A 2225-nucleotide genomic window follows, 5' to 3' on the forward strand; every position below is an offset into this window, starting at 1 on the left:
GTAACCTTCCGCCGGAGGCCGCCTTTCCGCGTTTGCCGCGTTGACCGAGGCTGGGGCGTTGGTTGACAGCGGCGGTGATGGGAAGTGTCCACGAGTGCGGTTATGGATACAAGTTTGCGGGAGGGGCGTCGGCACCGGTCTTGGCCGGAGGCTCTGAAGCGGGAGATCGTGGCGGCGTCGCTGGAGTCAGGCTCGTCGGTGTCGCTGGTGGCACGGCGGTACGACGTGAACGCGAACCAGGTGTTCGCCTGGCGGAAGCGCTATACCGCTGAGGCGGCCGAGCCGACGGAGCTGCGCCTGATGCCGGTGGCGGTGACGCCGGATCCGCCGGCCGAGCCCGCGCCGGCGCGGGCCGACGGTCTGATCGAGATCGAGTTTGGCGGCTATCGCGTTCGGGTCGGCAGCGGGGTCAAGGCCGCGACGCTGCGGCTGGTGCTCGACGTGCTGGAGCGGCGATGATCCTGGTCCCGAGCGGCGTCAGGGTATGGCTGGCGGTCGGCCGGACCGATATGCGGCGCGGCATGAACGGGCTGGCGCTGCAGGTGCAGGAGGCGCTGGGCCGGGATCCGCATGCTGGTGACCTGTACGTCTTTCGGGGCGCCAGAGGCGACCTGATCAAGATTCTCTGGCATGACGGGCTGGGCATGTCGCTCTACGCCAAGCGGCTGGAGAAGGGCCGCTTCATCTGGCCGTCGCCGGCCGACGGCGTGGTTGGTATCTCAGCATCGCAGCTGGCCTATATGCTCGACGGAATCGACTGGCGGAACCCGCGCCACACCTTCCGGCCGGAGCGCGCAGGATAGGGATCGGGGCCCACATTTTGGGCGAGCCAGCGGCGCGGATTTCTGATTCCATCCTGGCATGGACGCCACTCCTGAGGCCCTGCCGGATGATGTCGACGCGCTGAAGGCGGCGTTGGCCGCCGAGCGGCGGCAGCGGCTCGAGGACACGGCCCGGATCGAGGCGGAGCTGGCGGTGGCCCGGGCCAAGGCCTCCGACGACCAGGCCCTGATCGCGCACCAGCAACTGCAGATCGAGAAGCTGAAGCGCCAGCTCTACGGCCAGCGATCGGAACGGGCGGCGCGGCTGCTCGACCAGATGGAGCTGAGCTTCGAGGAGCTCGAGGGCACGGCCACCGAGGACGAGGTCGCCGCCGAGGCCGCCGTCGCCAGGACCACGGCCGTGGCGGCTTTCACCCGCAAGCGGCCGGCGCGCAGGCCGTTCCCCGAGCATCTGCCGCGGGAGCGTGTGGTCGAGCCAGGCCCGATCGCCTGCTTCTGCTGCGGCAGCGACCGGCTGCGCAAGCTGGGCGAGGATGTCACCGAGACGCTGGAGGTGGTGCCGCGGCAGTGGAAGGTGATCCAGCACGTCCGCGAGAAGTTCACCCCCGCTTTCGCGGGGGCAGGCTCTGCCGGGACTGCGAGCGGATCAGCCAGGCTCCGGCACCGTTCCATGTGATCGCCCGGGGCTGGGCCGGCCCCAGCCTGCTGGCGATGATCCTGTTCGAGAAGTTCGGGCAGCACCAGCCGCTCAACCGCCAGGCCGAGCGCTACGCCCGGGAGGGCGTGCCGCTCAGCCTGTCGACCCTGGCCGACCAGGTGGGCGCCTGCTGCGCGGTGCTGGCGCCGCTGATCCGGCGGATCGAGGCGCATGTCTTCGCGGCCGAGCGCCTGCATGGCGATGACACGACCGTGCCGGTCCTGGCCAAGGGCAGGACCGATATCGGGCGGTGCTGGGTCTATGTGCGCGACGACCGGCCGTTCGGCGGACAGGACCCGCCGGCGGCGATGTTCTACTATTCGCGTGACCGGACCGGTGAGCATCCCCAGGCCCACCTGGCCGGCTATGCCGGGCTGTTCCAGGCCGACGCCTTCGGCGGCTACACCAAGCTGTACGAGCCCGACCGCAAGCCAGGCCCGATCCTGGAAGCGGCATGCTGGGTCCATGCCCGCCGGCCCTTCTTCGCCATGGCGGATCTGGCGGAGAACGCCCGCCGCGCGGCCCAGGGCCGGACGCCGGGCGTGATCTCGCCGCTGGCGCTGGAGGCGGTCCGGCGCATCGATGCCCTGTTCGAGATCGAGCGCTCGATCAACGGCCAGAGCGCCGAGCGGCGCCGCGCCGTCCGGCAGGAAGTGAGTGCGCCGCTGGTGGCCGAGTTGGAGGGCTGGATGCGTGAGCAGCGCGCCAAGCTCTCCCGCGGCAACGATCTCGCCCGTGCGATCGAC

2 protein-coding genes and 1 pseudogene are annotated in these 2225 nt (G+C 70.5%); all 3 read left to right on the forward strand.

From position 1 onward, the window contains the following. Positions 1-102: 102 nt before the first annotated feature. Positions 103-459, forward strand: a complete 357-nt coding sequence (locus FFK22_RS41510) for a transposase (protein WP_143956983.1) — start codon at positions 103-105, stop codon at positions 457-459. After that, a complete protein-coding gene (tnpB, locus tag FFK22_RS41515; RefSeq protein ID WP_138893456.1) occupies positions 456-803 on the forward strand; it encodes an IS66 family insertion sequence element accessory protein TnpB in 348 nt (115 codons plus the stop codon). The genes FFK22_RS41510 and tnpB overlap by 4 nt, the downstream gene beginning before the upstream one ends. A gap of 58 nt (positions 804-861) precedes the next feature. Beyond that, positions 862-2225 (forward strand): annotated as a pseudogene (locus tag FFK22_RS44690) (IS66 family transposase); the annotation flags it as partial.

It is taken from the genome of Mycobacterium sp. KBS0706 (assembly GCF_005938675.2).
Taxonomy (GTDB): Bacteria; Pseudomonadota; Alphaproteobacteria; order DSM-16000; family Inquilinaceae; genus Inquilinus.

Coding starts and splice junctions, on each gene's coding strand:
- FFK22_RS41510 (WP_143956983.1), top strand. CDS start 103: ATGGATACAAGTTTGCGGGAGGGGCGTCGGCACCGGTCTTGGCCGGAG.
- tnpB (WP_138893456.1), top strand. CDS start 456: ATGATCCTGGTCCCGAGCGGCGTCAGGGTATGGCTGGCGGTCGGCCGG.